We start from the raw sequence: 23,873 nt of genomic DNA, 5'->3' as shown, positions 1-23,873 counted from the left end.
GAAGACCTACCCTTCCTTCAACCAGTCCTCGATCATCCGCCGCGCAATCGTCGTCGGCGCCGGTAACGTAAAGCCCTCGGGGCTGCGCACCTCATCGCGCGTCAGCCACCGCGCCTCGGCGATTTCCCCCGGGTCCAGACACAGGGTTTCGTCCTCGGTCTCGGCGGTAAAGGCCAGCATCAGCGCGCCCGGAAAGGGCCAGGGCTGGGCGGAATGGTAGCGGATGGCGCGCACGCGGATGCCCGCTTCCTCCCACACCTCCCACACCTCGCGCGCCACCGCTTCCTCGGGCGTCTCGCCGGGCTCCACGAAGCCGGCCAGGGCCGAGAAGGTGCGGCTTTCGGGGCCGAAGCGAGTGCCGCGCGCCAGCAGGACGCGCGCGCCGCGCCGGACGAGCATGATCACGACCGGATCGGTGCGCGGAAAATGCACATGCGCGGAATCGGCGGTGCAGACCTGCCGATGCCCCGCCTGGTCCGGCTGGTTCGGTGCGCCGCACACGCCGCAGAACCGGCTCTGCGCCCGCCAGTTCACCATGCCGCGCGCCTGCGCCAGAATCGCCGCATCGCCGGGCGGCAGCAGCCCCGCCAGCGGGCGCAGTTCGCGGAACGTGCCCCGCGCCTCGGGAAACAGCCCCTCCGACTGTTCCACCGGGCCAAGGTCGAGCGCAAACAGCGGGCGCCCCTCCAGATAGCCCAGAAACACCCATTGCTCCGGCTCGGGCAGCCCCGGCGCCGGCCGCATCGTGCGCAGCGTCGGCAGTTCGACGCGGGCCGCGCTTTCGTCCGCCTGCACGATCAGGTGCCGGCCGCGCCAGCAGGGGATCAGAAGCGTGTCGCCATCGGCCAGGTAGCGCGCGATTCGGTCGGTATCCGTGCGATCCTGCGCCGCGCGGTCGATCGGGCTGCCGGTGTAGAAATTGCCGTCGGCGGGTTCGGGATCGGGTGGGGCAGGGGGCATGGGTCGCGTTCCTGTGTGTCCGTCTCTCGGTCCAGGGATTTTGGACACGGATGGGACGATAATGAAATCAGTAATTTACCGGAATTATAATCCGCGAGAGGCGCTTGCGAACCGGCGAAGACGGCATGGCGGCCCATTCGCCCCCTTGTATCCGATACCGGTTTGCGTGCTAAGAAGGGGGTGGGAGACCGGCAACGGACGGGCGCCTTGCCAACCCGGTCAGGTCCGGAAGGAAGCAGCCGCAGTGAGTTTCGCCCGGGTCGTCTGTTCGGTCTCCCACCCCGGGATTTATGGTCTCGAAGACGCCGCCGCCCCGGGTGCGGTGCAGCGCCCCTTCCGGAAATCGTGATGACCGTGTCCTCGGACCAGGATTTTTCCGGCGACCCGGACCTGCCGCTTCCCCCCGATTCGGGCATGGGCCTGTTCGGCGATGCCCCGGCACTCGCCACGGCCCCGGTGCCCGCGCAGGGCCCCTATCGCGTGCTGGCCCGCAAATATCGCCCGACCACCCTCGACGACCTGATCGGCCAGGATTCCACCGTCCGCATCCTGCGCAATGCCTTCGCGCTGGGGCGGGTGGCCCATGCCTTCATGCTGACGGGCGTGCGCGGGGTGGGCAAGACGACCACCGCGCGCATCATCGCCCGGGCGCTGAACTGCGTGGGGCCGGACGGCAAGGGCGGGCCCACCGCCGACCCGTGCGGGGTGTGCGCCAATTGCGTGGCGATCCTGGCCGACCGCCACCCCGACGTGCTGGAAATGGACGCGGCCTCGCGCACTGGCGTCGACGATGTGCGCGAGATCATCGAGGCCACGCGCTTCCGCCCCATGCAGGGGCGGATGAAGGTCTTCATCATCGACGAAGTCCACATGCTCTCGCGCAACGCGTTCAACGCGTTGCTCAAGACGCTGGAGGAACCGCCGGCCCAGGTCACGTTCGTCTTCGCCACCACCGAACTGCGCAAGGTGCCGGTCACGGTGCTGTCGCGCTGTCAGCGATTCGACCTGCGCCGTGTGCCGCAGGCCGAACTGGCGGCCCATTTCGGCCGCATCGCCCATGCCGAGGGCGCGGACTGCACGCCCGACGCGCTGGCCCTGATCGCCCGCGCCGCCGACGGCTCGGTGCGCGACGGGCTGTCGCTGCTGGACCAGGCGATCGCCCAGGGCGGGGCCGAGGCCGATGGCGGCCCCATCGGCGCCGAACGTGTTGCGGACATGCTGGGGCTGGCCGATCGCGGCCGGGTGTTCGACCTGCTGGAAGCCGTGCTGTCCGGCCAGCCGGACCGGGCGCTGACCATCACCGACGAGGCCCATGCCCGCGGCGCCGACCTGGGCGTGATGCTGGGCGACCTGCTGGAACTGATTCACACCGTCTCGCGCCTCAAGGCCGTGCCGGCGCTGCGCCAGGCCGCCGACCTGCCGGAAGCCGAGCGCGAGCGGGGCGGCGCACTGGCCGACCGCCTGTCGGTGCCGGTGCTGGGGCGGACGTGGCAGATGCTGCTGAAGGGCCTGTCGGAGGTCGAAATGGCCGCCGACCGGCGCCAGGCGGCCGAAATGGTGCTGATCCGCCTGTGCTACGTGGCCGACCTGCCGCCGCCCGGCGACCTGGTGCGCCGCCTGACCGAGGGCGGGGCGGCTGTCTCTGCCGGCCCGGCGGCACGCGGCGGGGCGCCCGATGGCGGGCCGGGCGCCATGGCCGGTGGGCCCGGGCCCTCGGCCACCGGGCTGGTCGCCGCCGGGCGGCCGGGCGGCGGGCAGGTGATGGCCCATGGCGGGTTGCGGATGGTGGCCAATGGCGGCGTGCGCCTCGCCGATCCGGCGGCCGAGCCCGTCGTGGAACTCGCGGCCGAATCGGTTGCCGACACGGCGCCGGAACCCACGGACGCGCCGGCGGCGGAGCCGGTGCCGGAGGACGATACCCCGCCCGCGCTGACGACATGGCGCGCGGTCGTGGCCTTCGTGTCCGGTCGCGATGCCATGCTGCACGGGCATCTGCGCCATTCCACCCATCTGGTCGCCTTCGCGCCGCCGCGCATCGATATCCGGGTGCAGCGCGCGGGCCTGCCGGGGCTGGCCCGCCGGCTGGAAACCCTGCTGCGCCGCGAAACCGGACAGGAATGGGAGGTCCGGTCCTCGACCGAGGACGGGCAGCCCACCCTGGCGGAACAGGGTGCCGAGATCATCCAGTTCCAGCGGGCCTCGGCCGAGAGCCACCCGCTGGTCCGCGCGATCTTCGCGCGGTTTCCCGATGCCGTCCTCGGGGCGGTGACGGATCATTCGCTTGACGATTACGGGCTGCCGCCCGAAGAGGCGGCATCCGTCACGCTCGCGCCGGATCTGGAATTCGCCCCGCTCGATGCCGAACTGGTGGACGAGGACGATCTGGACGCGGGCGACGAAAGGTAAGGAGAGACAGTCGATGAAGAATCTTGCCGGGCTGATGAAGCAGGCCACCCAGATGCAGGCCCGCATGGAAGAAATGCAGTCCAAGCTGGAAGGCATGACGATCGAGGGCAGTGCCGGCGCCGGCATGGTGCAGGTGACGCTGAATGGCAAGGGCGACATGAAGGCCATCAAGGTCGACCCCAAGCTGGCCGACCCGAACGAGATGGAAATGTTGCAGGACCTGATCGTCGCCGCCTGCGCCGACGCGCGCAAGCTGCTGGACGAGCGCGCGTCCGAGGAAATGAAGAAGGTCACGGGCGGCCTCAACCTGCCGGCAGGCCTGAAACTGCCTTTCTGAGCACCGGAACGGATCGCGCGGACGCATGGGTGGCGCCGATATCGACCGGCTGATCGCGCTGCTGGCGCGTCTGCCGGGACTGGGCCCGCGCTCGGCCCGGCGGGCGGCGCTGGCGCTGCTGCGCCAGCCGCAGACGCGCATGCTCCCGCTGGCCCACGCGATGGAACAGGCGGCGCGCTCGGTGCGCACCTGTTCCAGCTGCGGCAATCTGGACACGCGCGATCCATGCACCATCTGCACCGACCCGGCGCGCGACCGCGGCTTGGTCTGCGTGGTGGAAACGGTGGGCGACCTGTGGGCGCTGGAGCGCGCGGGCGTGCATCGCGGCGTCTACCAGGTCCTGGGCGGCACGCTGTCGGCCCTGGCCGGCACCGGCCCCGACGATTTGAACCTGGCGCCGCTGCTGGCGCGGCTGGACGAGGGCGGCGTGCGCGAGGTGATCCTGGCGCTGGGGGCAACGGTCGAGGGCGCGGCGACGACCCACTGGTTGCAGGACCGTCTGGCGGGTTTCGACGTGCCGGTCAGCCGCGTCGGGCAGGGCGTGCCGATGGGCGGCGCCCTGGACGTGCTGGATGACGGTACCCTCGCCGCCGCCCTGACCGCCCGAAAAATCTGTTCGTAAACGTGCGCTGGTGGCGATCCGACGCGCGTCCGCTGTGCTCCGGTGCTCACGACCATATAGGCCGCTCCGCGCTGAGGCTCGCGGACACACGCCGGGCGCGGCCCTGTGGGCCGCTCTCGCTCACCAGCCCACGTTTCCGAACAGATTTTGGAAACCGGGGGGAGTGGGGGATGAGAAGTGGGGGGAATGACGATGTGGCCGGTTTCTGAGGCGATTCCCCGGGTGGCTTTCGTGACCGGGGGGGCCGTGCGGCTGGGGCGGGCGATTGCGCTGGCGCTGGCCGATGCGGGCTTTGCCGTGGCCATCCATTACCGCTCGGGCGAGGAAGAAGCCCGGCAGACGGTCGGGGAGATCGTGGCGCGTGGGCAGCGCGCCTGCATGCTGCGCGCCGACCTGGCCTGTGAATCAGAGGTCACGCCGCTGATCGACCGGGTGCGGGCGGAACTGGGGCCGCTGGGCGTGCTGGTGAACAATGCCAGCACCTTCGACCGCGACGAATGGTTCGACGCCACCCGCGCCGGCTGGGATGCGCATCTGGAGCCCAATCTGCGCGCGCCCTTCGTGCTGACCCAGGCCTTCGCCCGGCAGGTGCCCGAGGGGGCCGAGGCCATGGTGCTGAACATGCTCGACGAGCGGGTGTGGTCGCTCACGCCGCATTTCATCAGCTACACGGTGTCGAAGTCCGCCCTGTGGACGCTGACGCGCACCCTGGCGCTGGCGCTGGCCCCCCGCCGCATCCGCGTCAACGCCATCGGCCCCGGTCCGGCCCTGCCCAGCCCGCGCCAGAGTGCCGAGCAGTTCGCGCGGCAATGCGCGTCGGTGCCGATGGGGCGCGGGACCTGCCCCGACGAAGTGGCGCGGGCCGCGTTGTCGCTGCTGTGCCTGCCCTCGGTCACGGGGCAGATGCTGGCGCTGGATGGCGGACAGCACCTGCAATGGTCGCCGGCGCACCCGGCCGGCCACACGCCGGAAGAATAACCAGAACAAGAGGCCGTTCGATGTCCATTTTCGCCGCCTGGCCGGTCCAGCCGCCGCTGCGCCGCGTGTTCCTGAAGGACATGGTGCTTCAGGCCAATATCGGGATCTACCCCCACGAACAGGGCGTGACCCAGCGCGTGCGGGTCAATATCTCGTTCGGCGTGCCGGACGAGCCGGGGCTGACCGTCGGCCGCGACGATCTCAGCCGCACCGTGTCGTACGAGCGGATCGTGCTGATGGTGCGGCGGATCATCGCCGAGGGCCATGTGCGGCTGGTCGAAACCCTGGCCGAGCGAATCGCCGTCGGCGTGCTGGCCGACGAGCGGGTGCAGGTGGTGCGGGTGCGGGTGGAAAAGCCGGACATCTTCGACGATCTCGACGCCGTGGGGGTCGAGATCGAACGCTGGCGCGCCGATTGACGGCCGGCTGAAAGCCGACGGAAGAAAGCCGGCTGAAGACGGGTTCTCCCCGGCCCGAGGGCCGGGGAGAAGCAATCAGTTGTCGTGCTCGTCGGAGTCGGTGCTCACATCGATGTCGGCGCTGATCTCATCGTCATCGTCGTCGAGGTCCGACGTATCTTCCATCACGTCGTCATCGGCCTCGTCGTCGGTATCCAGGTCGACGGCGGTGTCGATGTCGCCATCCTGGGCCGTTTTCGGGCTCTCCGGGGCGGCGTCGGCGGGGGTGCGGCGCAGGCGGGGCACATCCGCCGGCTGCTCGGTGCCGCATTTGGGGCAGACGGCCGGGCTCTTGCCCAGGTCGTAGAAACGGGCGCCGCAGGAGACACAGACGCGCTTGGTGCCGAGATTAGGCTGGGCCATGCTTGAAACCTGTCGATCCTGGAGTGGGTTGGACAAAAGCCGCGGCGAAGGCTGCTTAGGGCGGAGCCCCATGCCAGCTTGCGCGCCGCATGTCAAACCGCGATCGTTGCACCGGTGACATTTCGGCGTTTTTTTGGCATCGCGGCGCATGCCGGTAATTGACTTCGCCGCGAACAATCCGGAAGGGATTGGTCCCATGGAAAGCATGAACGCCCCCGCCTCGCGCCCGTTGACCGTCCGGTCGGCGACGACTCCTCTTTCCGGGGCCGTCACGGTGCCGGGCGACAAGTCGATCAGCCACCGCGCGCTGATGTTCGCGGCGCTGGCGCGCGGCGAAACCGGGATCACCGGCTTGCTGGAAGGCGAGGACGTGCTGCGCACCGCCGCCGCCATGCGGGCCCTGGGCGCCACCGTCACCCGCACGGCGCCGGGCACCTGGCAGGTCACGGGCAAGGGCCTGGGCGCGTTGCAGGAACCGGACGACGTGCTGGACATGGGCAATTCCGGCACGGCGGCGCGGCTGCTGTCGGGCATCCTGGCCAGCCACGGCATCTTTTCCGTCATGACCGGCGACGGCAGCCTGCGCGGCCGGCCGATGAAGCGGGTGATCGACCCGCTCTCGGCCACCGGCGCGCGCTTCACCGCCCGCTCGGGCGGCCGGCTGCCGCTGGCCATCGCGGGCGTGGCCGATCCGGCGCCGCTGTCCTATCGCCTGCCGGTGGCCTCGGCGCAGGTGAAATCGGCCGTGCTGCTGGCCGGGCTGAACGCCCCCGGCACCACCCGGGTCGAGGAACCGGTGGCCACGCGCGACCATACCGAAAACATGCTGCGCCATTTCGGCGCCGAGGTCGCGGTGGCGCCGCTCGATACCGGCGGCCGCGTCATCACCCTGGCCGGCCGGCCCGACCTTGTGGCGCGCGACGTGGCGGTGCCGGGCGACCCGTCATCGGCCGCCTTCGTGCTGGCGGCGGCGCTGCTGGTCCCGGGCTCGTCGGTCACGGTGCGGGGCGTGGGGCTCAACCCGCTGCGCACCGGCCTGTTCGCCACCCTGCGCGAGATGGGCGCCGACCTGCGCCTGTCGAACGAGCGGGTCGAGGGCGGCGAGCCGGTCGGCGACCTGACGGCGGTGGCCGGCCCGCTGCACGGGGTGGACGTGCCGGCCGACCGCGCGCCCTCGATGATCGACGAATATCCCATCCTGGCCGTCGTCGCCGCCCATGCCACCGGCCCGTCGCGGTTCCGGGGGCTGGAGGAACTGCGCGTCAAGGAAAGCGACCGCCTGTCGGCCACCGTGGCGCTGTTGCAGCGCAACGGCGTGAGCGTGGACGTGGTGGGCGACGACATGCTGGTCACCGGCACCGGCGGGGCGGTGCCCGGCGGCGGGCTGGTCGAAACCCGCATGGACCACCGCCTGGCCATGAGCGCCATCGTGCTGGGCCTGGTCGCGGCCCGGCCGGTCGAGGTCGACGATACGGTCTTCATCGATACCAGCTTCCCCGGCTTCATCGACCTGATGAACCGCATCGGCGCGGGGTTGGCGGCATGAGCCGCGCCCTGGTCATCGCCGTCGACGGCCCGGCGGCCGCCGGCAAGGGCACGCTGGCCCGCCGCCTGGCCGATGCGCTGGGCCTGCCCTATCTCGATACCGGGCTACTCTATCGCGCGGTCGGGCGGCGGATGCTCGATGCCGGGCTGGACCCGGCGGGGCATCCGGCCGACGACCAGGCGCGGCAGATCACGCCCCAGGACCTGAAGCGCGGCGACCTGCGGGTGCCGGAGGTCGATCGCGCGGCCAGCCTGGTCGCCGCCCAGCAGGCAGTGCGGGCGATCCTGGTCGATGTGCAGCGCGATTTCGCCCGCGCCGCCGGCGGCGTGCTGGACGGGCGGGATATCGGCACCGTCATTTTCCCCGATGCGCAGGTCAAGCTGTTCATCACCGCCTCGCCCGCTGCCCGCGCCCGTCGGCGGTGGGAACAGCTGGCGGCCGACCGCGACGCGCCCGACCGCGCGGCCCAGATCGCGCGGGTCGAGGCCGAGCTGGTGGCGCGCGACGCCGCCGATGCCGGCCGCGCGGTGGCACCGCTGAAGGCCGCCGCCGACGCGGTGGTGATCGATACCGACCATCTGACGGCCGAACAGGTCCTGGTCGAGGCCCTGCGCGTGGTGCGCGAACGCGCCGGCGCTCTCGGCACCGTGTAGGGCCGATTCCGCCTTGCGGGGCGGATTTGTGCCGGTTTGTGTTGACAGGCCGGGGTGCGAGGGTGTCTGTGCATTCCACGCGCGGCTCCTCCCTGGGGGCGCGTCGATGCATCGGCCGTCAGGCATGTCGCGACAAGGGTCGTGGACCAAGCCGGGCAAGTCGTTCCGCTGTTGACCGGCGGTGCGCAAGACATCCGGTCCGCCCGCCGTGCCGGAGACAGGATTTACGGTACCTCATGGCTTCAGCCACCTTACAGTCTGCCACCGACCATTTCGGCGGTGAAGATTTCGCGACCCTGCTGGACGAGACCCTCGGCCGCGACACCGCGTTCGACGGTTCGGTCGTCACCGGCCGCGTCGTGCGCCTGACCGACGAATTCGCCATCGTCGATGTCGGCCTCAAGAGCGAAGGGCGCGTCGCCCTCAAGGAATTCGGCCCGCCGGGCGTGTCCCCGGACGTGAAGCCGGGTGACGTCATCGAACTGTTCGTCGAACGGTACGAAGACCGCGACGGCTCGATCGTCCTGTCGCGCGAGAAGGCGCGTCGCGAGGAAGCCTGGACGAACCTGGAAAAGGCGTTCGAGAACAACCAGCGCGTCAACGGCACGATCTACGGCCGCGTCAAGGGTGGCTTCACCGTCGACCTCGGCGGCGCCATGGCCTTCCTGCCGGGCAGCCAGGTCGATATCCGCCCCGTGCGCGACGTCACCCCGCTGATGGGCGTGCCGCAGCCGTTCCAGATCCTGAAGATGGACCGCGCGCGCGGCAATATCGTGGTCTCGCGCCGTGCGGTGCTGGAAGAGACGCGCGCCGAGCAGCGCAGCGAGCTGATCCAGGGCCTGAAGGAAGGCATGATCCTCGACGGCGTGGTCAAGAACATCACCGACTACGGTGCGTTCGTCGACCTGGGCGGCGTGGACGGCCTGCTGCATGTCACCGACATCGCCTGGAAGCGCATCAACCACCCGTCCGAGGCCCTGCAGATCGGCCAGCCGGTTCGCGTGCAGGTCATCCGCTTCAACCCGGATACGCAGCGCATCTCGCTGGGCATGAAGCAGCTCGAGGCCGATCCGTGGGAGAACGTGGCGATCAAGTATCCGCCGGGTGCCCGCTATTCCGGCCGCGTCACCAATATCACCGACTACGGCGCGTTCGTCGAGCTGGAGCCGGGTGTCGAGGGTCTGGTGCACGTCTCCGAAATGTCCTGGACGAAGAAGAACGTCCATCCGGGCAAGATCGTCGCGACCTCGCAGGAAGTCGACGTCATGGTCCTGGACGTGGACAGCGGCAAGCGTCGCATCTCGCTGGGTCTGAAGCAGGTGCAGCGCAACCCGTGGGAGCAGTTCGCCGAGGAGCACAAGATCGGCTCCACGGTCGAGGGCGAGATCCGCAACATCACCGAGTTCGGCCTGTTCATCGGCTTGTCCGCGGACATCGACGGCATGGTCCACATGTCCGACCTGTCGTGGGACGAAGCCGGCGAAGTCGCCATGACCCACTACGAAAAGGGTCAGGTCGTCCAGGCGAAGGTGCTGGATGTCGACGTCGAGAAGGAGCGCATCTCGCTCGGCATCAAGCAGCTGCATGAAGACCCCGCCGCCGACGCGCTGGGCAAGGTGCAGAAGGGCGCGATCGTCACCTGCATCGTGACCGCCGTGCAGTCGAACGGCATCGAGGTGAAGGTCGACGACGTCCTGACCGGCTTCATCCGCCGCGCCGAGCTGGCGCGCGACAAGGCCGAGCAGCGTCCGGAGCGCTTCGCGGTCGGCGAGAAGGTCGATGCGAAGATCGTGTCGGTCGATCGCGCGGCCCGCAAGCTGGCCCTGACCATCCGCGGCCGCGAGGTCGAGGAAGACAAGCAGGCGATCAACGAGTACGGCTCGTCCGACAGCGGCGCCTCGCTGGGCGACATCCTGAGCGCCGCGATCCGTCGTCGGAACGCCGACGCCTGATCGATCCCACTCACGGATCGAACTAGGGAAAGGGGCGGTGCCGGAAACGGCACCGCCCTTTTTCTTTATGCGCGGCCTGCACGCGCACGGCCGGGCGGCAGGCGTGCCCTGCATGCGCTGCATGGGACCCGTGGCGACAATTCGGCAGACGCCGCAGGCTCCGGCTGCCATGGTGGCGCACGCATTTCATGAAAGCCTGGGTCATGACGCTGCCGGCGATTATCCGGACCTATCTCGATGCCTATAACCGCAAGGACGTCGCCACGCTCGCTTCCTGCGTGGCCGATGGGGTGGTGTTCGAAAATGTCTCGAACGCCGGCCAATCCCTGAAGATCGAGGGGCGGGACGCATTCGCCCGGCTGGCCACGCAGGCCGCCAATCTGTTCGTGCACCGCAACCAGACCGTGAAGACGGCGGTGGTAAACGGCGACAGCGTCGCGCTGGAAATCGCATGGACCGGCACGCCGGCGGTCGATCTGGGGCCGATGAAAGCCGGGGTGGAAACGACGATGCGCGGCGCCTCGTTCATGACCATCGCCGACGGAAAACTCATCCGGATCGTCGATCTGAGTTAAGCGCTGTTATGAGGCGTTGCCGACGAAGGTCAGGGCCCCCCCTCCGTTGGCTTTCCATCGGCCGTTCCGGCCGACGGAACCTTGGCCACTCCGCCCTGAAACCCGCCAAAGGGCAGTCGCCCTTTGGGAACCCGGTCGTACTCAAACGATTGGGGTGCAGGGCCTCAGGCCCTGCCGGGTCCGGGCAGAGCCCGGCTTCTCGCACCCAACGACAACAAGCTCTCAACCGCGCCGGCTGAGTTTCTTCAACCACATGGCGCCATCCATGGTTCCGGCGATCGGGGACGTCAGTTGCGCGGCATCCGCCGCCGACATCGGCGCGAGGTGCGGCGCGATCAGGCCGAGGCTGCTGGCATAGAAATTATCGGTACCTCGCAGGATCGCCTGGGCGTCGGTCGGTGACAGGCCGTTCGGGAGGTAGGATTTCAGCGTATTGACCGCATCCGCCGGGACCAGCGTGTCGGGCATGGCGCCGGACAGTTCCTGGAGCGCATCGTGCCGGAACCCGTCGCCGGCCGCCCTGTGCGCCGCTCTCGCGACCGGGGGCAGGGTCACTTGCAGGGCGATGCGCTCATCGGCGCGCAGCCTGTCGAACCGGGGGCGATCCGCCTCGCTCAGCGTCTCCCGGTACCGTTCCGGCTCCATGGGAAACAGGCAGACAGGCCGTATGCCCAGTTCCAGCGCGATCTCGGCGGCCTCGAGATCGGCGCCGCCTGCCATCGCGGTCAGCAATTGCAGTTGCCGGGCCCCGTAGAGTTTGATCAATCCTTGCAGGGCTTCGCGAATGCGCCGGCGAATGATGGGAAGGGCATCCGTTCTGATGTCCCGATGGCCCGTCACGCCAACGAGGAGGGGCAGCATTGGCGTATCTGGCATAACCGGCTCTGAACCACCTTCTGCATTTGATCCGGACATGAAGCGTCTGTGATTACATCCGGTCCTGATCTTCTGAGCTGGAAATAACATGCCTTCAACCCATGTAATCGTCATGGAAAACAGCCCGGCGGCACAGGCGCGCCCGCGCGCGGATACCGGGCGATTGGGCTGAAGAGATGAAATAAAACATTCATCTGCACGCCGGCACGCGGGGCGTGCACGGCGGCCGATGCGGGCGCGTAATGTCCGCAATTAGAGACGGGCCGGTCCAGTATTGGCGCATGGACCGGCCCCCACGTCTTCGTGCAACTCCTCAGGCTTTCAGGGCGCGGGTGTCGGGCCTTTGACGATCTCCGCCATGTCGTGCGGGCGCATCCAGGTGCGGAAGGCGGTCTGCACGGCGGCGGCGGTCATGTCGTAATAGGCATGGGCCGCCCGGTCGGGCGTATCCAGCGGCAGGCCCAGCTCGACCAGATGCAGGTCTTCCGCCGCGATCGAATCCAGGCTGGCGCGGGAAAGCGGCAAGCCGCGCAGCAGCGACGCCTTGGCCAGCGTCAACTCGGCATCGGTCACGGGCTGGTCCTGCAACGCCTGGAGGTCATGCAGCGCGGCATCGCGCGCGCGGCCCACCTTGTCCGGGTCTGCACCGAAGCTGATGCTGTAGCCGCCGCGATGGCGCGACCAGGAAAAATTGCTGCTGACGGAATAGACATATCCCGTGCGCACCCGCAGGTCGCGATAGAGGCGCGAGGAGAATCCGTCGCCCAGGATCTCGTTGCCGACCGTCAGCGCGAAATGGTCCGGATGGGCGGCGGTCAGCCCCAGGCTCTCGGCCAGGATCGCGGAATCCTGCACGCTGGTGCGGTCGGGTACCTGGGTGCGCGAGGCGCGGCTGTCGGGGCGGGGCGGCAGGTCGACCGCGGGCGTGGGGCCGGCAGGCCGGGTCCAGGCGCCGAAGGTGCGGCCGATCACCTCATGCGCCTGTTCGGGGGTCACGTCGCCCACCACGACGATGGTCGTCAGGTCGGGCCGGTAGGCGCCGGCGTAGAAAGCCTGCACGTCGGCCTGTTTCAGCGTCATGATCCGCTGGGGATCGGGCTGGCGCAGCGTGGGGTCGCCGGCGGGCGACACGGCGGCCTTGACCGCGCGGCCGAACAGATAGTTGGGCGAGCTCAGCAGCCCGGCATAGGATTGCGCCGTCTGCATGCGCACCACCTGGAACGCGCGGTCGGGCAGGGCGGGGTGCATTTCGTTATCCGCCAGCAGGCGCACGGCTTTTTCGAAATCGGGCGTCAGAACCGATACGCTGAATCCGGGGCCGGCGCTCTCGGTGGCGGCGATATCGTCCAGCGCCTTCTGGAAGGCCAGCCGGTCCAGGGACTGCGTGCCGTAGCTGAACAGGTCCTCGGTGATCGCGGCGATGCCGTCCTGGCCCTTCGGCTCCTGCATGTTCGCGTTCTGGCGGATCTGGCCGTAGACCGACACGGTGTGGCTGACATGCGCCGGGTGGACGATCAGCCGCAGCCCGTTGGGGTAGGTAAAGACGCTGGGCAGGCCGACCGGCGGCGGCAGGGTCACGGTCGACAGCGCCTCATGCGCCCAGTCGGGCAGCGCCACCGGGTGGTCGGGCGGGGTGGCGAAGGATTCGGACCCGCCGAAGCCCTTGCCGGCGACCGGGTGGCCGGAATCCTCGGGCGTCAGCAGCGCCGTCACCGCCTGGTGCGGGTCCAGGATCTGCCGGGCCAGGCGATTGACGTCCTCGACCGTGACGGCCCGCAGGGCGGTGCCCTGCGCATCGGGCGAGTCCAGCCCCATCACCGCCAGCGCCTGCGACCAGGTTTCCGCCAGCCCGCTGATGCTGTTGGCCGAGAAGCCGAGCTGCGCCAGCTCCTTTCGCCGCGCCGCCTCGACCAGATCGGGGGGCACGCCCTTGTCGCGGATGGCGGCGATGATGCCGTTGATCTCCGCCAGCAGCGGGGCCGGGTCCTGGGTGCGGGGATAGGCCGCGACCGCGATGCCGATGCCGGCCTCGGCCTTGGGCGCGAATTCGAAGCCCGCGAACAGCGCCTTGCCCGACGGCACCAGCTCATACAGCGCCCCGCGCTGGCTGGTCAGCACATCGGCTAGGATCTGGGCGGCAGCGTAATCCTTCGACCGCAGGCCGGGCATGCGCCACGCGACGGTCGCCAGCCCGACCGGATAATCGGTCGGGAAATGCAGCGTCTGCCCCGTCACCGGCCCCGGCCGCACGGCCGAACGCTCGGGCAGCGCGCGGCGCGGGATATCGCCGAAGATCGCCCGCACCCGCTCGATCGCATGGTCCGGGTCCACATTGCCGGCAATGACCAGGATGGCATTGTTGGGCGCGTACCACGCATCGTAGAAGCGGCGCAGCAGGGCGGCGTCGGTCTTGTCGAACGAGGGGCGGGTGCCCAGCGCGTCCTGCTCGTAGGGCGTGCCGGCGAACAGGATTGATTGCAGGCGGGTCAGATACTGGTAGCTGGGGCTGGACAGGTCGCGGGCCACTTCCTGCTCGATCGCGCCGCGCTCCTTCTCCCAGTCGGGGGCCGCAAGGGTCAGCCCGCGCATGCGCAGCGCTTCGATGCGCAGCATCACGTCCAGGTCCTCGGCCGGGGCAGTGTAGAAATACTGGGTCACGTTCTCGGTCGTGTCGGCATTGTAGCTGCCGCCCAGCCGCGCGCCGATGGCGGAAAGCTGGTCCTTGTCCAGCCCGTTGCTGCCACGGAACATCATGTGTTCCAGCGCGTGGGCGGTCCCGGGAAAGCCCTTGGGCGCCTCGCTGGAGCCCACCAGATAGTTCACCTCGGTCGTCACCACGGGGGCCAGCCGGTCGCGCACCACCACCACGCGCAGCCCGTTGGGCAGGGTGGCGCGGACCGCATTGTCGGCAACGGTCGCCCCGGATGCCACCACGGGCCGGGCGGGCGGCGCCTCGGCCCGGGCCTGTGCCATGGGCATGGCCAGAAGGGCGAGGGAGAGGCTTAATGCGGTGGTGGCCAGTCGCGCTGTCATGATTCGCTGGTACTCCTGCTGACCCGGACAGCGTAGACGCAGGGCGCCATGGTGGAAACCGGGGGACGGCCATGCAACGGAACGCGGCGGAAGAGGGAGGATGCGATGAGTGAGGCCATGCCGGTTGCGGGAATGGATGCGCGTGTCGGCCAGGTGATGGACGCAGCCGTGGCGCGCGGACGGCTGGTGGGCGCCACGGTGCTGGTATCGGTGGACGGCAAGACGGTGGTGCGCCGCGCCGCCGGCCTGGCGAATCGCGAGGCCGACGCGCCGATGGGCCCGGACACCCAATTGCGCCTGGCCTCGCTGACCAAGCCGGTGGTCACGGCGGTGGCCCTGGCACTGGCCGAACAGGGCGCGCTGGCGCTGGAAGATCCGGTCACGCGCTTCCTGCCCGACTTCCGCCCCGCCTGCGCCGACGGCTCGGTGCCCACGATCACGCTGCGGCACCTGCTGACGCACACGGCGGGCCTGTCCTACGGCTTCGCCTTCCCGCGCGACGACAATCCCTATACCGGCGCCGGAATTTCCGACGGCATTGCCGAGCCGGGCATGGCGCTGGCCGACAATCTGGCCCGCCTGGCATCGGTGCCGCTGCTGTTCGCGCCCGGCACGGGCTGGGCCTATTCGCTGGCGCTGGACGTGATGGGCGGCGTGCTGGAACGCGCGGGCGACGCCACGCTGCCCGAACTGGTGCAGCGCCATGTCGGCGCGAAACTGGGCTGGACCCGCACCGGCTTTGCGGTCTCCGACCCGGCCGCACTCTGCCCGGCCTATGCCGACGGGCGGCCGCTTCCGGTGGCGATGGGCGCGCGCTACGTCATGCCGCGCCAGCTTGGCGGCGGCAAGGTCAGCGAGATCGTGTTCGCCCCCGACCGGGTGCTGGACCCGCGCTCCTACCCCTCGGGCGGTGCGGGCATGGTCGGCACGGCCGAGGAGTTCCTGACCTTCGTGGAGGCATTGTGCAGCGGCGGCGGCCCGATCCTGTCGCCCGAAAGCGCCGCCCTGTTCGGGCAGAATGCGATCGGCGACCTGCCGATGGGCCCGATGAACGCCGGCATGGGCTTCGCCATCGGCGCGGCGGTGGTCCGGGACCCGGCACGGGCGCGCACCCCGGTTTCGCCGGGCGGCTTCACCTGGGGCGGCGTCTATGGCCATCAATGGATCGCCGATCCCGCGCGCGGCGTGGCGATCGTGATGCTCAGCAACACCGCGCTGGCCGGCATGGCGGGTGCCTATCCCGACGCGGTGCGCGACGCGGTCTACGGCGCCCGATAGCGCCGGCGGGCAGGGGGGCGGCGGCGGACGACCTCCGCGGTCAGTGTGGATCGCATATGCGATTCTCAGATGAGAATGCTATTGCGAACTATTATCATCCATGCTTGAAGGGACGGGCACGGAGATGAGACGCCTGATGTTTGTCTGTTCTTGCAATATGCTGACCGACCAGGATGTGGAACGCGCGGTGGACAATGGCGCCACCCGCCCCCGCGAGATCTATGCGGCCCGCGGATGCCGCGCGCAGTGCGGCAATTGCGTGCCGGGCGTGCTGTGCCTGCTGCGCCGCGCGATCCAGGCACGGGCCGAAATGGCGCCGTCCGACGCCCTGCCTGCGATCTGAGAGGCTGTTTGTAAAGTCACCCTGCCGGCGTGTCCTTCGCGCATTTTCTGCGCTTCGGTGCTCACGGCCATCAAGGCCGCTGCACGGCACTCTCGCCCAGCCGGCCGACTTTTCAAACAGCTTCTGAAAGCCCGCTTCGAGGACGAAACGCGCCTTCGATCGCCCCTGGTGCGCATTTCGGGGGTGCGGCGGCGGGGCGGCCTTGATACAAGATCCGCATGTCTTTTGGTGATCGCATCAATCAGTTCGACGTCTGGCTGCTGGACCGGGTGTTCCAGCCTTTCGCCGATCGCCTGCCCGAGCGGTTGCCGGCCCTGGCCCTGGGCATGAGCTTCCAGTTCGGCGCCATCATGCTGTCGGCGGCGTCGATCGTCGCGATGATCGTGATCGGGCACATGTCGCTCAGCGACGCGATGTTCAATGTTCTGGTCTGGTGCCTGGGGCTGGCATTCTATGTCGGGATCAACCGGGTGCGGCCGATGGTCCGGCCCGGCCATATGAACCCGCTGCGGGTGATGCTGGCGGGCATGCGGCCGCTTTCGATCCCGTTTGCGGTCTATGCGCTCTACCAGGGCGCGACGGCGCCCCCGCATTTCGAGATCGCGCTGTGGTTCAATTCGCTGGCCAACATCATCTTCGTCGCCGGGATCTACCTGATCTCGTGCGAAGTCCGCCCCCCCGGCCACCGCCAGACCGCCCGCGCCCGCTTCGGCCGCATGCAGGAACAGGGCAGCCTGTAAGGGGCTGCCTCACCCCCCGTCCGCTCAGAAATCGATACAGCGTCCCTTGACGGTCCAGTCGCCATAACGCGTGGGCTTCTTTTCCTTGGGCCCGCCATATTCCTTGGCGTCGGACGTGGTTTCGGGCGCGTCGGCCGCCGGCGTGGCGGGCGAGGGCGCGTCGTCATGTGTATCGGTGCTGGTCATGCCCCCAGCTTGGCCCGACTTTCCGCCCCAGGCAAGAAACGGGCGTGTGATCACTCGGGCGGTGTCCACCCGGCGGGCGGCTTCATCCAGCGATCGCCGGCATGGCGGGAATGGGCGACGAAGAAGCCCAGCAGCCCGCCGATCGCCGCCGCCAGGACCGCCAGCTGCACGCCGGCGCCGATGATCAGCATGAAGACCGGGCCGACCGAAACCCCGACCGCGAAGGTCAGCAGGCTTTCGCGCAGGGTGGGGCCGAAGCGCCGCTCCGCGCCGCAATGGGGGCAGATCTCGACCGTGCCGCGTATCGTGCGGTGGCAGAACGGACATTGCTCGACGGTGCCGGCGATGGGTTCGATCATGATGGTCCCCTGTGGGTCGCCGCGGGTGCTATTGATGTTCGGATTCGGCAATCCGCTGCTGGGCGGCCATGCGCCAGGGCGCGTCGGCCGGGGCGGCGTCCAGCGCGCGGCGGAACAGGGCGGCGCTTTCGGGCGTCACCCTGCCGTCGGCCAGGGTCTGGGCTTCGGCGGCGCGGGCGGCGATTTCGGGGACGAAGCGGATCGTCATGGCCTCGCGCCAGGCTTCGGCCGCCGCGGCATAATGGTCGCGCGCCGCCTCGGCCTGCCCCAGCAGCAGGAAACCCTGGAAGCGGTTCGGGTCCTCCGGCGCCATGCGGGCCAGGCCGGCGCGCAATTCCGCCAGCAGCCCGTCATCGCGCCTGTCCTGCGCCTTCTGCGCCAGCAGGCGCGGGGCGAGGGGCTGCGGGGGCAGCGACGGATGGCCGAACAGCAGGTACAGCCCCGTCGCGGTCAGGGGCAGCAGCAGCAGGCAGACCAGCACGACCGGCGCGGTGGCGGCGCGGCCGATGCCGCGCGTGGGGGCGGCGTCCGACGCCAGCAGCCGGCGCTGGATTTCCAGCCGCGCGCCCTCATGCTCGCCGGCGGCGATCAGGCCGCATTCCCGGTCGCGGTCCAGCTCGGCAAGCTGGGCGCGCAGCAGCACCAGCGCCGCTTCCCGCTCGTCCCGCAGGCGCGTGGTGTGGCGAAAGGCCAGGAGAGAAGGCAGCAGCACCACGGCGCTGAGCAGGAAAATGCCAATCCAGATCATCATTATCTCAGCGCAGTCAGGTCAGGTCGGTCAGGCGCGCGCGCTCGTCGTCGCTCAGGGGCGCGGGGCCGGCACCGCGGGCGCGGCGGAAGGACAGGAGGGCGACAAGACCGCCGACCAGCAGGGCCAGGACCGGCATCAGCCATAGCAGCACCGTACCGACGGTCAGCGGCGGCTTCAGGCGGATGAAATTGCCGTAGCGGCCAACCATCCAGTCCATGATCTGGCGGTCGCTCTCCCCCTTGGCCACATGCTCGCGCACCACGTGGCGCAGGTCGCGGGCCAGGCCGGCGCTGCTGTCCTCGATCGATTCGTTCTGGCAGACCAGGCAGCGCAATTGCGACCCGATGGCCTGGGCGCGGGCTTCCTGATGCGGGTCGGGCAGCATTTCCGACGGGTCGTCGACCGCCACGGCGGCCAGCGGCGACAGGCCGGCCGTCACGGCCAGCAGGGTGGCCAGCACGAGGGCCAGCCGGCGCATCGCGGCCTTCATGCCCGCAGGCTCGCGGCCAGGGGCAGCAGGATGTCGTGCGCGGTCGCCGCATCCAGTGCCGCGGCGGAATGCCAGCGGATCACGCCACCGGGCCCGATCAGGAACGATTCCGGCACGCCCGACACGCCCCAGTCGATCGCGGTCATGCCCGCCAGATCGCTGGCGATGCGCGCATAGGGGTTGCCCGCCCGGCGCACAAAGCCCAGCGCATCGGCCGGCTTGTCCTTGTAGGCGATGCCCCAGATCGGCAGCTTGGCCTTCAGGGCGTTGAGCTGCGGCATCTCGGCGACGCAGGGAATGCACCAGGAGGCGAAGAAATTGACCAGCACCGGCACTTTCAGCGCCCGCAGGTCGGCGGCGCCGAAGCCCTGGCCGGGCAACTGGTCGGGCAGGGCGAAATCCGGCACCGGCCGGTTCAGCGCCGGGGCCTGGATGTCGTGCGGGTCGAACGATCCCTGGCGCATGCCCGACAGCATGCGCCAGAACGCGATCCCGGCGCCCCCCGCCACCACCAGCGGGGCCGCCATCAGCAGGCGCCGGCGCGTCAGGTCCGGCGGCGATGTATCGCCGGTCACGACGTCGCCACCAGGCCGGCGGTCGCGGCGCGGCGGGGCGCGCCCACGCGCATCCGCCGGTCGGACAGCGACAGCACACCGCCCAGGGCCATGATCAGCCCGCCCAGCCACATCCACGGCGCCAGCGGGTTGTAATGCAGGCGCAGCACGTACGTCGCCTGGGTGCCGATGCCGTGCCGGTCGCCCAGCACGCCATACAGGTCGGACATCAGGTTGGTATGAATGGCCACCTCCGTCGTCGTCTGGTTCTGGCTGGCGAAAGTGCGCTTGGCGGGATGCAGCACCGTGACCAGCCGCCCGTCATGCCGGACCTCGATCGTCGCGATCAGCGCGGTGTAGTTCGGGCCCGGCGCGGCGCGCACCTCGGTCAGCGTCCAGGCGTCGCCGGCCAGCATTTCGGTCTGGCCCACATGCACCTCGACGATGCGGTGCTGCGCCTGCGACATCGCGGCCAGCCCCAGCACGCTGACGCCGACGCCGGCATGGGCCAGCGCCGCACCCAGTGCCGCGCGCGGCAGCATGCGCGCGCGCTGCCAGCTCGCCCCCAGGGGGATGCGGAACAGGCGGATGCGCTCGACAATGTCGGTGGCGCTGCTGGCGATGACCCAGACGGCGCCGGTGGCAGCCAGCAGCGGCAGCAGGTCGCGCACCTGCCATGCCGCGACGGCGAAGGCCAGCACGGTCAGGGCCCCGGCCCACCACAGCCGGCGCAGCACCGGCCAAAGCTGCGCGCGCTTCCACGGCATCATCGGCCCCAGCCCCATGAAGGCCATCAGCGGAATCGCCATCGGCGCTGCCGTGGCGTCGAAGAACGGCTTGCCGACCGAAATCGTCTTGCCGAACAGCAGCGACATGAAGGGCGGATACATCGTGCCCGTCAGCACCACCGCGCAGATCGAGCACAGCAGGATGTTGTTCAGCACCAGCAGCCCCTCGCGCGACACGGGGGCAAACACGCCGCCCGCCGTCAACTGCGGCGCGCGGATGGCGAACAGCAGCAGCGACCCGCCGATCACCAGCCCCAGCAGGCCGAGGATGAAGATGCCGCGCGCCGGATCGTTGGCAAAGGCATGGACGGAATTGAGAATGCCCGAACGCACCAGGAAGGTGCCGGACAGCGAGAACGAGAAGGTGCCGATGGCCAGCAGCACGGTCCAGATCTTCAGCGCCTCGCGCTTTTCCACGACGATGGCGGAATGGACCAGCGCGGTGCCGGTCAGCCACGGGATCAGCGACGCGTTTTCCACCGGGTCCCAGAACCAATAGCCGCCCCAGCCCAGCACGTAATACGACCACCACGACCCCAGCGCGATGCCGCAGGTCAGGAAGCACCAGGCCGCGACCGCCCACGGGCGCACCCAGCGGCCCCAGGAGGCATCGACCCGCCCTTCGATCAGCGCCGCGACGGCAAAGGCGAACGGCACCGCGAACCCGACATAGCCGGTGTAGAGAATGGGCGGATGGAAGGCCAGGCCGGGGTCCTGCAACAGCGGGTTCATCCCCTGGCCTTCCATCGGCGCCGGCCACACCCGGTCGAACGGGTTGGACGTGGTCAGGCAGAAAAGCTGGAACCCCGCCGACACCCCGCCCAGCACCGCGATCACCCGCGCGCGCAGGGCCGAGGGCAGGTCGCGGCCGAACAGCGCCACCGCGCCGCCGCACAGGCCCAGGATCAGCGCCCACAGCAGCACCGACCCCTCGTGATTGCCCCACACGCCGGTAATCTTGTACAGCAGCGGCTTGGCCACCGAGCTGTTGGCCGCGACGTTCTGGACCGAGAAATCGTCGTTGATGGCGGCATCGATCAGGCACGCGAAGGAATAGAGCAGCGCCAGAAGCTGCCCGATGGCCAGGGCAGGGGCCAGCGCCATCAGGCGCGGATCGCGGCGCCGCGCGCCGACCATCGGCAGCACGGCCTGCCCGGCGGCCAGGCAGCAGGCCAGCGCGAGGGCGAAATTTCCCAGTTCCGGAGTCATGTGTCAGTCAGCTTCCATGCTGCGGAGCAGCCTTGTCCTGGCTCGTGGCGCTCTTGGTCATGCTGTTCCAGCTCGCGGCGTCGGGGGCCTTGCCGTAACGAGGGTCCCATTTGCCGCTGCGGCGCAGCGCCTCGGCGACTTCCTTGGGCATATAGGTCTCGTCATGCTTGGCCAGCACCTCGCTGGCGCGGAACGATCCGTCGGCCAGCACGCTGCCGATGGCCACCACGCTCTGCCCCTCGCGGAACAGGTCGGGCAGGATGCCCTCGTAATGCACGGTCACGGCATCCTGCCCGTCGGTCACGTCGAACTGGCTGACCGGCGTGTCGCCGTTCTTCTGCTGGCGCACCGATCCGGCCACCACCATGCCGCCCAGCCGGATGGTGCGGTCGGCGGCCGGCGGATGGGCATGGACCTGCGACGGCGCCATGAAGAAGACGATGTTGGACGAAAACGCGCTCAGCGTCAGCGCGGTGGCGGTGCCCAGCCCGATCAGGCACCCGCCCACCAGCCACAGGCGGCGGCTCTTGCGGGTCATGGCGCGGATGCTCCCCCGGCGCGCGAATCGGCACGCGACGGGCGCTCGATCGCCGCCAGCCGGGCACGGGCGCGGCGCAGGCGCAAGGCCGCGCTGGTACCCAGGATGACGGCCAGCCCGATGGTCATGCCATAGGCGGCGACGATGTAGGGCAGGTGGGTCATGCGACGGCTCCGCTCAGGTCCGGCTCCGAATCCTGGGCCTCCGCCCGGCCCCGACGCATGGCCAGCGCGGTGCGGACCCGGCTTTCCATCACGGCGGCGCGCAGCCGCGCGACCAGGATGGCGGCGAAACCGAAGGTGAAGCCCACGGTGCAGACCAGCAGTGGCCACAGCATGTTGGTCGACATGGTGGGCGCCGCCGTCAGCGTGATGCTGTCGGGCTGGTGCAGGGTGTTCCACCATTGCACGCTGAACTTGATGATCGGCAGGTCCACCGCCCCGGCCAGGCCCAGGATCGCGGCGGCGCGATAGCCGCGCTGCGGCTCGTCGAAGGCACGGATCAGCGCGATATGGCCCAGATAGAGAAAGAACAGCACCAGCACCGAAGTCAGGCGCGCATCCCACACCCACCAGGTGCCCCACATCGGCTTGCCCCACAGCGAGCCGGTGGCCAGGCAGATGGCGGTGACCGAGGCCCCGACCGGCCCGATTTCCACCGCCGCCAGGTCGGCCAGCGGATGGCGCCACACCAGCGACAGCAGCGAACATACGGCCAGCCCCATATAGCCCGACGATGCCAGCCATGCAGCAGGCACATGGACATACATGATCCGCACGCTGTCCCCCTGCTGCCAGTCGGCGGGCGACAGGAACAGGCCCCAGACGATGCCGGCGATCGACAGCACGATGGCGGGCCAGGTCAGCCAGGGTTGCAGGCGCGCACCCAGCCGGAGAAACCGCCCCGGATTGGCGTAGCGGTGAAAGAAATTGCCCGTACGTGCGGCAAGGCTCGGTGTGGCGTTCAAGACGGTCTCGTTCCTCCCCACACGCGGGGGGCTCCTATCTGTGCGTCCGTCTGACGACGGTGGGGGCGTTTCGCTTTCCGTTCCTACACGAACATGCGAAGAAAGGCACGGCCCGCGCCGGCTCCATGGCGCGTTGTTCACATCTTCGCCGGTCCGCGTCTTTCGAAGGGGGACTTCCATGCTGTTCGCCATCATCTGCACCGACAAGCCGGGGGCGCTGGAAACGCGCATCGCCACGCGGCCGCAGCACCTGGCCTATCTGCAGGCCTATCAGGACCGGATCATCGAGGGCGGCCCGCTGATGGGCGCGGACGGCCGCCCCTGCGGCAGCATGCTGCTGATCGACGTGGAAGACCGCGCGACGGCCGAAGGCTTCGCCGCCAGCGACCCGTATGCCAGGGCCGACGTGTTCGAAAGCGTGGTGATCCGCCCCTTCCGCCCGGTCTTCCGCGACGGCGCGCTGGTGGAATAGCGGATGGCGTACTGGCTTGTTAAATCCGAACCCGACGCGTTCTCGTGGGACCAGCAGGTGGCCCATGGCGTCGAGCCTTGGACGGGCGTGCGCAACCACCAGGCGAAACGCAACCTGATGGCGATGGCGCTGGGCGACCGCGCCTTCTTCTACCATTCCAATATCGGCCGCGAGATCGTGGGTGTGGTCGAGATCGTGCGCGAAGCCTATCCCGACCCCACCGCCGCCGACGGCGGCTGGGTCTGCGTCGACGTCCGCGCGGTCGGGCCGATGCCCCACCCGGTGACGCTGGCGGCCATCAAGGCCGACCCCGACCTGGCCGACCTGGCCTTGGTCCGCCAGTCCCGCCTCTCGGTCGTCCCGGTATCCGACGCACACTGGGCCCATCTGTGCCGCATGGGCGGTTTCAGGTGAAGAAATAGGGACCGGCGCGCCGTCA

General features: G+C 69.5%; 27 protein-coding genes and 1 other RNA gene. 15 read left to right on the top strand and 13 right to left on the bottom strand.

Annotated elements, in window-relative coordinates:
- Positions 1–6 precede the first annotated feature (6 nt).
- Positions 7–960, bottom strand: a complete 954-nt coding sequence (gene nudC, locus HLH27_RS08880) for an NAD(+) diphosphatase (RefSeq protein ID WP_182949657.1) — start codon at positions 958–960, stop codon at positions 7–9.
- Between the two features lie 183 nt (positions 961–1,143).
- Here nudC and ffs point away from each other — a divergent pair.
- From ffs to folB, 6 genes are all read left to right on the top strand, one after another.
- Positions 1,144–1,240: signal recognition particle sRNA small type (ffs, locus tag HLH27_RS08875), an RNA gene on the top strand.
- 68 nt (positions 1,241–1,308) lie between these two features.
- Positions 1,309–3,366: a DNA polymerase III subunit gamma/tau gene (locus HLH27_RS08870; protein ID WP_182949655.1), complete on the top strand. Its 2,058-nt coding sequence runs from the start codon at positions 1,309–1,311 to the stop codon at positions 3,364–3,366.
- A gap of 13 nt (positions 3,367–3,379) precedes the next feature.
- Positions 3,380–3,703, top strand: a complete 324-nt coding sequence (locus HLH27_RS08865) for a YbaB/EbfC family nucleoid-associated protein (RefSeq protein WP_182949653.1) — start codon at positions 3,380–3,382, stop codon at positions 3,701–3,703.
- Positions 3,704–3,728: 25 nt separating this feature from the next.
- Positions 3,729–4,325 carry a recombination mediator RecR gene (gene recR / locus HLH27_RS08860; RefSeq protein ID WP_182949651.1) on the top strand — a complete coding sequence of 199 codons (597 nt, stop codon included), beginning with the start codon at positions 3,729–3,731 and terminating at the stop codon, positions 4,323–4,325.
- Between the two features lie 186 nt (positions 4,326–4,511).
- Positions 4,512–5,303: an SDR family oxidoreductase gene (locus tag HLH27_RS08855; RefSeq protein WP_182949649.1), complete on the top strand. Its 792-nt coding sequence runs from the start codon at positions 4,512–4,514 to the stop codon at positions 5,301–5,303.
- 20 nt (positions 5,304–5,323) lie between these two features.
- Entirely contained in the window at positions 5,324–5,722 is a 399-nt protein-coding gene (folB, locus tag HLH27_RS08850) for a dihydroneopterin aldolase (RefSeq protein ID WP_182949648.1), read from the top strand.
- A 75-nt stretch (positions 5,723–5,797) separates the two neighbouring features.
- Here folB and HLH27_RS08845 read toward each other — a convergent pair whose 3' ends face one another.
- Positions 5,798–6,124, bottom strand: coding sequence for a TIGR02300 family protein (locus tag HLH27_RS08845; RefSeq protein ID WP_182949646.1), 327 nt, complete (start codon positions 6,122–6,124; stop codon positions 5,798–5,800).
- A gap of 205 nt (positions 6,125–6,329) precedes the next feature.
- On the opposite strand from HLH27_RS08845, the gene aroA reads away from it, so the two are divergent.
- From aroA to HLH27_RS08825, 4 genes are all read left to right on the top strand, one after another.
- Complete coding sequence (aroA, locus tag HLH27_RS08840) at positions 6,330–7,670, top strand: 3-phosphoshikimate 1-carboxyvinyltransferase (protein ID WP_408870822.1); 1,341 nt, start codon at positions 6,330–6,332, stop codon at positions 7,668–7,670.
- Entirely contained in the window at positions 7,667–8,323 is a 657-nt protein-coding gene (gene cmk / locus HLH27_RS08835; RefSeq protein WP_182949642.1) for a (d)CMP kinase, read from the top strand. Before aroA ends, cmk begins: the two co-directional genes overlap by 4 nt.
- A gap of 236 nt (positions 8,324–8,559) precedes the next feature.
- Positions 8,560–10,275 carry a 30S ribosomal protein S1 gene (gene rpsA, locus HLH27_RS08830; protein ID WP_182949640.1) on the top strand — a complete coding sequence of 572 codons (1,716 nt, stop codon included), beginning with the start codon at positions 8,560–8,562 and terminating at the stop codon, positions 10,273–10,275.
- Positions 10,276–10,463: 188 nt separating this feature from the next.
- Positions 10,464–10,850 (top strand): nuclear transport factor 2 family protein, encoded by a 387-nt coding sequence (locus tag HLH27_RS08825; protein ID WP_182949638.1) that lies wholly within the window; start codon positions 10,464–10,466, stop codon positions 10,848–10,850.
- A gap of 222 nt (positions 10,851–11,072) precedes the next feature.
- Here the strand turns inward: HLH27_RS08825 and HLH27_RS08820 are convergent, their stop codons facing one another.
- Together HLH27_RS08820 and HLH27_RS08815 are read right to left on the bottom strand one after the other, a co-directional pair.
- Complete coding sequence (locus tag HLH27_RS08820) at positions 11,073–11,840, bottom strand: hypothetical protein (RefSeq protein WP_182949636.1); 768 nt, start codon at positions 11,838–11,840, stop codon at positions 11,073–11,075.
- Positions 11,841–12,047: 207 nt separating this feature from the next.
- Positions 12,048–14,759: a M16 family metallopeptidase gene (locus HLH27_RS08815; protein ID WP_182949634.1), complete on the bottom strand. Its 2,712-nt coding sequence runs from the start codon at positions 14,757–14,759 to the stop codon at positions 12,048–12,050.
- Positions 14,760–14,864: 105 nt separating this feature from the next.
- Here HLH27_RS08815 and HLH27_RS08810 point away from each other — a divergent pair, with 105 nt between their 5' ends.
- The 3 genes from HLH27_RS08810 (at position 14,865) to HLH27_RS08800 (ending at position 17,120) form a co-directional block, all read left to right on the top strand.
- Positions 14,865–16,037, top strand: a complete 1,173-nt coding sequence (locus HLH27_RS08810; RefSeq protein WP_182949633.1) for a serine hydrolase domain-containing protein — start codon at positions 14,865–14,867, stop codon at positions 16,035–16,037.
- 136 nt (positions 16,038–16,173) lie between these two features.
- Positions 16,174–16,380: a (2Fe-2S)-binding protein gene (locus tag HLH27_RS08805; RefSeq protein ID WP_182949632.1), complete on the top strand. Its 207-nt coding sequence runs from the start codon at positions 16,174–16,176 to the stop codon at positions 16,378–16,380.
- 218 nt (positions 16,381–16,598) lie between these two features.
- Positions 16,599–17,120, top strand: a complete 522-nt coding sequence (locus HLH27_RS08800) for a hypothetical protein (protein ID WP_182949631.1) — start codon at positions 16,599–16,601, stop codon at positions 17,118–17,120.
- Between the two features lie 24 nt (positions 17,121–17,144).
- Here the strand turns inward: HLH27_RS08800 and HLH27_RS08795 are convergent, their stop codons facing one another.
- From HLH27_RS08795 to HLH27_RS08755, 9 genes are read right to left on the bottom strand one after another with little or no spacing between them, the layout of a single operon-like run.
- A complete protein-coding gene (locus tag HLH27_RS08795; RefSeq protein ID WP_182949630.1) occupies positions 17,145–17,306 on the bottom strand; it encodes a DUF1674 domain-containing protein in 162 nt (53 codons plus the stop codon).
- 50 nt (positions 17,307–17,356) lie between these two features.
- On the bottom strand, positions 17,357–17,665 hold the full coding sequence (locus tag HLH27_RS08790; RefSeq protein ID WP_182949629.1) for a hypothetical protein: 309 nt from the start codon (positions 17,663–17,665) through the stop codon (positions 17,357–17,359).
- 28 nt (positions 17,666–17,693) lie between these two features.
- On the bottom strand, positions 17,694–18,413 hold the full coding sequence (ccmI, locus tag HLH27_RS08785; RefSeq protein ID WP_182949696.1) for a c-type cytochrome biogenesis protein CcmI: 720 nt from the start codon (positions 18,411–18,413) through the stop codon (positions 17,694–17,696).
- Positions 18,414–18,429: 16 nt separating this feature from the next.
- Entirely contained in the window at positions 18,430–18,894 is a 465-nt protein-coding gene (locus tag HLH27_RS08780; RefSeq protein ID WP_182949695.1) for a cytochrome c-type biogenesis protein, read from the bottom strand.
- 8 nt (positions 18,895–18,902) lie between these two features.
- Positions 18,903–19,481, bottom strand: a complete 579-nt coding sequence (locus HLH27_RS08775; protein ID WP_338029871.1) for a redoxin domain-containing protein — start codon at positions 19,479–19,481, stop codon at positions 18,903–18,905.
- Entirely contained in the window at positions 19,478–21,457 is a 1,980-nt protein-coding gene (locus HLH27_RS08770) for a heme lyase CcmF/NrfE family subunit (protein WP_182949628.1), read from the bottom strand. Before HLH27_RS08770 ends, HLH27_RS08775 begins: the two co-directional genes overlap by 4 nt.
- A 7-nt stretch (positions 21,458–21,464) precedes the next feature.
- Positions 21,465–21,995 carry a cytochrome c maturation protein CcmE gene (ccmE, locus tag HLH27_RS08765; RefSeq protein WP_182949626.1) on the bottom strand — a complete coding sequence of 177 codons (531 nt, stop codon included), beginning with the start codon at positions 21,993–21,995 and terminating at the stop codon, positions 21,465–21,467.
- A complete protein-coding gene (locus tag HLH27_RS08760) occupies positions 21,992–22,159 on the bottom strand; it encodes a heme exporter protein CcmD (protein ID WP_182949624.1) in 168 nt (55 codons plus the stop codon). Before HLH27_RS08760 ends, ccmE begins: the two co-directional genes overlap by 4 nt.
- Positions 22,156–22,962, bottom strand: a complete 807-nt coding sequence (locus HLH27_RS08755; RefSeq protein WP_182949622.1) for a heme ABC transporter permease — start codon at positions 22,960–22,962, stop codon at positions 22,156–22,158. Before HLH27_RS08755 ends, HLH27_RS08760 begins: the two co-directional genes overlap by 4 nt.
- Positions 22,963–23,140: 178 nt before the next feature.
- Between HLH27_RS08755 and HLH27_RS08750 the strand changes: the two genes are divergently transcribed.
- The gene (locus HLH27_RS08750) at positions 23,141–23,434 is read left to right on the top strand and encodes a YciI family protein (RefSeq protein WP_182949620.1); all 294 of its coding nucleotides are present in this window, start codon (positions 23,141–23,143) and stop codon (positions 23,432–23,434) included.
- Between the two features lie 3 nt (positions 23,435–23,437).
- Entirely contained in the window at positions 23,438–23,848 is a 411-nt protein-coding gene (locus HLH27_RS08745) for an EVE domain-containing protein (protein ID WP_182949618.1), read from the top strand.
- Positions 23,849–23,873 lie beyond the last annotated feature (25 nt).

Origin of the sequence: Gluconacetobacter takamatsuzukensis, from assembly GCF_014174275.1 — a bacterium.
GTDB lineage: Bacteria > Pseudomonadota > Alphaproteobacteria > Acetobacterales > Acetobacteraceae > Gluconacetobacter > Gluconacetobacter takamatsuzukensis.
The sequence above is the reverse complement of the archived record's forward strand: the minus strand, read 5'-3'. Positions and strand labels throughout refer to the sequence as shown.

Coding starts and splice junctions, on each gene's coding strand:
- nudC (WP_182949657.1), bottom strand. CDS start 960: ATGCCCCCTGCCCCACCCGATCCCGAACCCGCCGACGGCAATTTCTAC.
- HLH27_RS08870 (WP_182949655.1), top strand. CDS start 1,309: ATGACCGTGTCCTCGGACCAGGATTTTTCCGGCGACCCGGACCTGCCG.
- HLH27_RS08865 (WP_182949653.1), top strand. CDS start 3,380: ATGAAGAATCTTGCCGGGCTGATGAAGCAGGCCACCCAGATGCAGGCC.
- recR (WP_182949651.1), top strand. CDS start 3,729: ATGGGTGGCGCCGATATCGACCGGCTGATCGCGCTGCTGGCGCGTCTG.
- HLH27_RS08855 (WP_182949649.1), top strand. CDS start 4,512: ATGACGATGTGGCCGGTTTCTGAGGCGATTCCCCGGGTGGCTTTCGTG.
- folB (WP_182949648.1), top strand. CDS start 5,324: ATGTCCATTTTCGCCGCCTGGCCGGTCCAGCCGCCGCTGCGCCGCGTG.
- HLH27_RS08845 (WP_182949646.1), bottom strand. CDS start 6,124: ATGGCCCAGCCTAATCTCGGCACCAAGCGCGTCTGTGTCTCCTGCGGC.
- aroA (WP_408870822.1), top strand. CDS start 6,330: ATGAACGCCCCCGCCTCGCGCCCGTTGACCGTCCGGTCGGCGACGACT.
- cmk (WP_182949642.1), top strand. CDS start 7,667: ATGAGCCGCGCCCTGGTCATCGCCGTCGACGGCCCGGCGGCCGCCGGC.
- rpsA (WP_182949640.1), top strand. CDS start 8,560: ATGGCTTCAGCCACCTTACAGTCTGCCACCGACCATTTCGGCGGTGAA.
- HLH27_RS08825 (WP_182949638.1), top strand. CDS start 10,464: ATGAAAGCCTGGGTCATGACGCTGCCGGCGATTATCCGGACCTATCTC.
- HLH27_RS08820 (WP_182949636.1), bottom strand. CDS start 11,840: ATGACGATTACATGGGTTGAAGGCATGTTATTTCCAGCTCAGAAGATC.
- HLH27_RS08815 (WP_182949634.1), bottom strand. CDS start 14,759: ATGACAGCGCGACTGGCCACCACCGCATTAAGCCTCTCCCTCGCCCTT.
- HLH27_RS08810 (WP_182949633.1), top strand. CDS start 14,865: ATGAGTGAGGCCATGCCGGTTGCGGGAATGGATGCGCGTGTCGGCCAG.
- HLH27_RS08805 (WP_182949632.1), top strand. CDS start 16,174: ATGTTTGTCTGTTCTTGCAATATGCTGACCGACCAGGATGTGGAACGC.
- HLH27_RS08800 (WP_182949631.1), top strand. CDS start 16,599: ATGTCTTTTGGTGATCGCATCAATCAGTTCGACGTCTGGCTGCTGGAC.
- HLH27_RS08795 (WP_182949630.1), bottom strand. CDS start 17,306: ATGACCAGCACCGATACACATGACGACGCGCCCTCGCCCGCCACGCCG.
- HLH27_RS08790 (WP_182949629.1), bottom strand. CDS start 17,665: ATGATCGAACCCATCGCCGGCACCGTCGAGCAATGTCCGTTCTGCCAC.
- ccmI (WP_182949696.1), bottom strand. CDS start 18,413: ATGATCTGGATTGGCATTTTCCTGCTCAGCGCCGTGGTGCTGCTGCCT.
- HLH27_RS08780 (WP_182949695.1), bottom strand. CDS start 18,894: ATGCGCCGGCTGGCCCTCGTGCTGGCCACCCTGCTGGCCGTGACGGCC.
- HLH27_RS08770 (WP_182949628.1), bottom strand. CDS start 21,457: ATGACTCCGGAACTGGGAAATTTCGCCCTCGCGCTGGCCTGCTGCCTG.
- ccmE (WP_182949626.1), bottom strand. CDS start 21,995: ATGACCCGCAAGAGCCGCCGCCTGTGGCTGGTGGGCGGGTGCCTGATC.
- HLH27_RS08760 (WP_182949624.1), bottom strand. CDS start 22,159: ATGACCCACCTGCCCTACATCGTCGCCGCCTATGGCATGACCATCGGG.
- HLH27_RS08750 (WP_182949620.1), top strand. CDS start 23,141: ATGCTGTTCGCCATCATCTGCACCGACAAGCCGGGGGCGCTGGAAACG.
- HLH27_RS08745 (WP_182949618.1), top strand. CDS start 23,438: ATGGCGTACTGGCTTGTTAAATCCGAACCCGACGCGTTCTCGTGGGAC.